Here is a 5,436-nt window from a genome sequence, read left to right as displayed (position 1 = left end):
GAACAGCGCGGTCAACGACACCTCGCTGTACGTGGACGGTGTTCACCCCACCGGTGACGCCACCCGGACCTACCTGGAGCCCATCTACAGCAAGGCCATCTCCCAGGCGGCAGGCAGCTCAACCAGCGGCTCGACGAGCACAGCTCAAACAGCAACTACAGGCTCTCCAAGCACGCCCGGCTCAACCACAGGTGTGACGAATTCGACCGGTACGACTGCGGGATCTACGGTCGGCGCGAACGCCGGCACAACCGGCTCGTCGGGATCAACGACCAGCGCGACAGGCTCGTCCGATCCAGCAAGCGCCAGCTCGTCGGGCGCAGCGGGCACGGCCGCACCCTCCGTGAACACAAGCAACACTTCCACGGGCTCAGCCGGCGCGCCTAGCTCGGCTGAGGGTTCTACGGGAACGATCAAAGGCACGACCGGAACAGGCACCGGCGCAAGCGGCTCGACCAGCATCTCGACGGGAACGGCCCACCAGGTAGCAACTGGCTCGACGGGCAGTTCTGGTACAGCCACAGCCGCGCCGAGCAGCGCTCCCTCAATCACGAATGGTGGGGTGAGCGCTCCTCAACCGGCAGAGGTGGATTCGACAAGCACAGTCGGCCCAACCCCCGACACTGCTGAAGCGGGCGCTGGAAATACCGACGCGGGCGCGGGCTTGATCAGTACGAATCCCCCGGCCACGGGGGCGCCAAGTGAGGCAACTCCAACGACAGGCACTGCAGGATCGACTGTCACAACGGATGGACCGACCAACGGGTCGACGAGCGCGGCTCATCCTGAGAATTCGAATCCGGCAAGCACCGAGGAGTCGGTCTCCGTTGGCTCCACAAGCACCCAGGCTGCCGGCTCGACGGCTGTTGCTAACCCGCCGTCGTCACCTAGTGGGATGGCCAATACACCTCCGCCCGGAACCCCAGATTCTCCCGGCTTGGCTGGCGCTGCGGTTGATCCACCGAGTCCCACAGTCGTACCGAGCTCAACCAATCCGCTCACCACCTCGTCGGAGATCCCTCCTCCGACGGTTGCTAGTCCAACCCACGCAGCCAGTGACGCTACCAATGCCCAGAGCATTCCAGCGGCCAACTCAGCAGCACCCCTTTCACCAACGGACATTAGTTCGGGGAATGCAGCACAGCCTATGATCAGCAGCACACCAAATGTGATCAATTTAACTGGTGCGCCTCAGCTTGCAAATCCAACTCCCGGATTGTTCGGAGCAAGTGGCGCGCCTGGGATTGGAAACAATTACGCTTTTAGAACTTTCACCTCTTCCTCACAGGCTAGAGTCGCGGCGATGACCGCGCAAAAGAAAGTGATTCAGTATGCCATCAAACATCCCGAACATAGAGCTATATCAAACAAGATCCTCGAAATTCTGATGAGTCACTGGTAATCAATACAGTATGAAACGGAAGCATTTAGATCCTACCAGTTCGAAGTGCTTCCGTCGTGAACACCACCTAGATCACAACGCGGTGCAAGATGACGATCGATCAGAGCCTGTGCTGACCAACTTTTCTGACGGACCGTCAAAGTGGTGGAGTTGATCAGGTCGCATCGTACCTGGTCTGTTGCATCCACAGCCACCGCTTGACTCAACGAATCAGCTCTGAATCTATGCGTCCCGTACCACCTGGTGCCGGACGACCGCCCCTCGTACTCCCCGGACAGCCGGGTCGAAGGATGAGCAGCGCGGCCCGGAGGGAGGGTTCAGCCCCCCCTCTTTGCTACGACTCTGCCCGCGAGCATGCTGGCGCTCCGCACGAACCTGCTGACAGCCCCCAAGGGATAGGGGGGTCCGATTAAGGATCCCGGGTAGGGGAGCGGCAACCGAATGGGAAACCCTTTTTCGAGGATCGCCCCGAAAAAAAATCGGCACTGAGGCGGGTTTTCTGGATGCCCCAACCCCTGCGCGGTCGCGGCGCTCGCCCGACGAAGACGCTCGCCAAGCGGTATGAGCGCACCTCGGCGACGTCACGGGGCTACGACCACGTCTGGCGGAAGGTCTCGGCAGAGCACCGACGCCGGTATCCGTTCTGCGCTTGGTGCGAGCAGAGCGGGCGACTCGAATTCGCGAAAGAGGTCGACCACAAGTTCCCGATCGCCGACGGCGGTTCCTGGTACGCCCCCGACAACCGATGGGGTCTGTGCCTGAAGCACCATGGCCTGAAGGGGCAGATGGAGCGCTTCGCCCGGCAGACGGATCAGCTCGATCGCTTGCCGCTCTGGTGCGATGACCCGACCGCCCGACCAGCGCGCTTTCAGTAGCTGCGCGGCCTTCTCCGTCCCCTCCCTGTTGAGGTGCTCGTATGCCGATCCTGATGTCGTCCGAGAACCCCACCGGCGCGAAGCTTGAGGAGCACCTGCGCGCGCTCATCGGCGAGATGGAAGCCAAGTGCGCCAAGATCGCCGATGACCCGCGGAACGTGGCCAAAGACGTCCACCGCAACAACCGAGACATCATCGCCCGGCTGGAGCAGTGTGTGACGCTTCAGGAGCACAGCCAGCGCATCCTGGCTGCCTTGGCGCCTGACCAGGGCCCCACCGGCACGCCGCGCATCGGCAAGGGCTCTCCGGGCTTCAACGGCTGATGCGATGCCGAAGCCCTCGCTCGCGCAGGTCGGCCAGGGCGACCCCGCGGTTCTCGCGCATCCAGGTTATCGTGCCTTCCCCCCGTGCGCCCTCCCGCTCCAGACCGATGCGGCCCGGGCGGAATACGACAGCACCGGGCGGCTGATCTGGAACGCGGGCCGCCTGTCCAAGGACATGCACATCGCGCTGTCGGCCTACGCGAGCTGCTTCGACCAGATCCAGCGGATCTCCGCCGAGGGCCTGACCCCGCGGGCGTCCTGGTACACGAACCTCCAGAAGGCGCTCGCCCGACTGAAGCTCGATGACATCGACAAGCCGATCAGCGCGCCGAAAGAAGCGCCCGTCAACCGGTTCGCGAGGTTCGGTTTCCCGAGCCGTCGCTGATGAGCGGTTCACGCAGATCGACCTGAAGGGGGATCAGATCCCTAACTACGCCGGCATGGCCGAATGGTACGCCCAGGCCGTCGTGCAGGGCGCGGTGGTGACCTGCCGCTGGGAACGGCTCGGCTGCCACCGTTTCCTCCACATGCTGCAGGAGGCGAAGAAGCCGAGCAGCGCCTTCATCTTCGACGCCGACCGGGCCAACGACCCCTGCGCATTCATCGAATCGCTGCCGCATATCAAGGGCTTCGCCGGCACGATCACGCTGGAGCCGGTGCAGTGCTGGTGGCTGGCGGCGATGTTCGGATTCCGGGAGCGCGACACCGACCGGCGATGGGTCCGCGAGGTCGCCTTCTGGGTCCCGCGGAAGAACGCCAAGACGGCGCTTTCGGTCGGGATCGTCCTGTACTGCCTGAACTACGAGGGTGAGCCGGGCGCCGAGGGGTGCGTGGCCGCGGGGTCGGAGAAGCAGGCCGCCATCCCGTACCTCGCCATCCGGCAGACGCTGGAGAAGGAGCCGGATCTCAAGAACTGGTTGCTGGCGAAGGACACGGCCGACAGCATCGTGTTCCGGCGGACCGGCGCGGAGCTGAAGCTCCTCGCGGGCCGCGCGCCCAACCTCGATGGCCTCAACCCGCACGTGGTGCTGGCCGAAGAGGTCCACGCGCAGAACCAGGACGTGATCGGCGTGCTGAAGAGCGCGCAAGGCGCACGCCGGCAGCCGCTGTGGCTCGGCATCTCTACGGCCGGCCGTGACGCGACGGGCCCGGCCTTCGACGGCTGGAAGTCCGATCAGCAGGTGTTGGAGGGCAAGCTCCGAGCGGATCGGGTCTTCGTCGCCATGTACGCGGGCGACAAGGAGGACGAGGAGCGCCGCTTCGATCCGGCCGTCGTCGAGAAGCTCAACCCGCTCTACGGCATCTCGCTGAACCCAACGTCGATCGAGACCGAGGAGCGCGAGGCCCGCAAGAGCGAGGCGAAGCTCCAGGAGTACAAGCGGACCCGGCTGAACCTTTGGAGCCGGGCCGCCGGCAACCTGTTCTCGACCGAGCGCTGGGACGCCTGCGGGGACCCGAAGCTGACGCTCGATGCGCTGAGGGGCTACCCGATGTTCGTCGGGGTCGACCTCGCCAGCGCCTCCGATCTGAACGCGGCCGCCTTCATCATCGAGGTCGGCGACGTGCTCTATGCGGTGTTCCGGTACTGGCTGCCGGAGCGCTCGCCGCGGTTCAAGGACGACCGGTACGCCGACCAGTTCATGGCCTGGGAGAAGGCCGGTCACCTCACGACGACGCGAGGCAGCCACGTCCACCACCCGACGATCCTGGCCGACATCCTCGGCATGATCGAAGGGCACAACGTGGCGGCGTTCGGCGTCGATCGCTTCCAAGCCGACTTCCTCGCCGGCGCGATCGAGGAGCGCGGGCACACGGTCTACTCGGTCTCGAAGACCGCCTCGCACATCACCCGGTCGACCGACGATCTGGTGACGCGGCACGAGGATCAAGCCCGGCTCCAGCACGACGCCAACCCGGTCACCTCCTGGATGGCCGGCAACGTCGTCGGGCACTGGGACGCCAACGACAACGTCCTGCCGAAGAAGGCCAAGCCCGGCTCGAAGGCCTCGATCGACGGCTTCGACGCCGCGATCAACGGGAACGCGGCGCGGCTGGCGCACGAGAGCGGCAGCGTCCCGGCCGGCGTGAAGGTCGAGCGCCCGTCGATCTACATGGAACGTGGGCTGATCGGATTCTGAACATGCCGCAGACCGAAGCCGAGATGTTCGCTGGCCTCGCCAAGTCGGACGAGGCGGGGCAGCTCGTCTACTCCGGGCCCGCCCAGGACCCGCGCGAGACGGTCGTCCGGGAGATGTACGACCGCGGCTGGGACGATCTGGGCTTCCTCGGCGTCGGCGCGGGATACTATCAGGGCAGCGCCATCGGGCTGGCCCTGCTGATCCAGTGCGCCGACGTGAAGGCTCGGGACATCTCGAAGGCCGAGATGCTGCAATGGCGCCGCAACGGCCGCGGCTGGCAGATCGTCGAGCCGGTGAAGGGCGAACTCGCATACCACCTGATGACCAAGCCGAACGACACGGCGATGACCTGGCCGGAGTTCTGGCGGATGGTCGTGCTCCACCTGGAGGTGGCGCAGAACGCCTACATCTACACGCCGCGCGACCGGCTCGACACAATCGAGGAGTACATCCCGATCATGCCGGGTCGGGTCCGCATGCGGATCAGCGATCGGGGCAACATCTTCTACGAGGTCGTGGCCGCGACCGAATACGACCGCGCGGTCCTCGGCGACACCTACCTGATCGTGCCCGAGCACGAGATGATCCGTAAGCGCTGTCTGGGCGGCACCTTCCGGCAGACGGCGTGAAGGCGACATACGGAGCGGATTGGGAGCTCCGTCACATGTCGATGTCAGGGCGTATGGCTATGTCGGAGC

Annotated in this window: 6 protein-coding genes; 5 read left to right on the top strand and 1 reads right to left on the bottom strand. The window is 65.0% G+C overall.

Translation table 11 applies throughout. From position 1 onward, the window contains the following. Positions 1 to 144: 144 nt before the first annotated feature. On the bottom strand, positions 145 to 552 hold the full coding sequence (locus MFF58_RS31190) for a hypothetical protein (RefSeq protein WP_238294146.1): 408 nt from the start codon (positions 550 to 552) through the stop codon (positions 145 to 147). A gap of 1,353 nt (positions 553 to 1,905) precedes the next feature. Between MFF58_RS31190 and MFF58_RS31185 the strand changes: the two genes are divergently transcribed. The 5 genes from MFF58_RS31185 to MFF58_RS31165 are packed head-to-tail and all read left to right on the top strand — an operon-like array spanning position 1,906 to position 5,367. Then, complete coding sequence (locus MFF58_RS31185) at positions 1,906 to 2,277, top strand: HNH endonuclease signature motif containing protein (RefSeq protein ID WP_238294144.1); 372 nt, start codon at positions 1,906 to 1,908, stop codon at positions 2,275 to 2,277. A 41-nt stretch (positions 2,278 to 2,318) separates the two neighbouring features. Continuing rightward, positions 2,319 to 2,600 carry a hypothetical protein gene (locus MFF58_RS31180; protein ID WP_238294142.1) on the top strand — a complete coding sequence of 94 codons (282 nt, stop codon included), beginning with the start codon at positions 2,319 to 2,321 and terminating at the stop codon, positions 2,598 to 2,600. Between the two features lie 4 nt (positions 2,601 to 2,604). Continuing rightward, positions 2,605 to 2,985 carry a hypothetical protein gene (locus tag MFF58_RS31175; protein WP_238294140.1) on the top strand — a complete coding sequence of 127 codons (381 nt, stop codon included), beginning with the start codon at positions 2,605 to 2,607 and terminating at the stop codon, positions 2,983 to 2,985. A 55-nt stretch (positions 2,986 to 3,040) separates the two neighbouring features. Next, positions 3,041 to 4,738: a terminase large subunit gene (locus MFF58_RS31170; protein WP_238294137.1), complete on the top strand. Its 1,698-nt coding sequence runs from the start codon at positions 3,041 to 3,043 to the stop codon at positions 4,736 to 4,738. A gap of 2 nt (positions 4,739 to 4,740) precedes the next feature. Next, entirely contained in the window at positions 4,741 to 5,367 is a 627-nt protein-coding gene (locus tag MFF58_RS31165; protein ID WP_238294135.1) for a phage portal protein, read from the top strand. Positions 5,368 to 5,436 lie beyond the last annotated feature (69 nt).

Source organism: Methylobacterium longum (genome assembly GCF_022179385.1).
In the GTDB taxonomy this organism is placed as follows: domain Bacteria; phylum Pseudomonadota; class Alphaproteobacteria; order Rhizobiales; family Beijerinckiaceae; genus Methylobacterium; species Methylobacterium longum.
The sequence above is the reverse complement of the archived record's forward strand: the minus strand, read 5'-3'. Positions and strand labels throughout refer to the sequence as shown.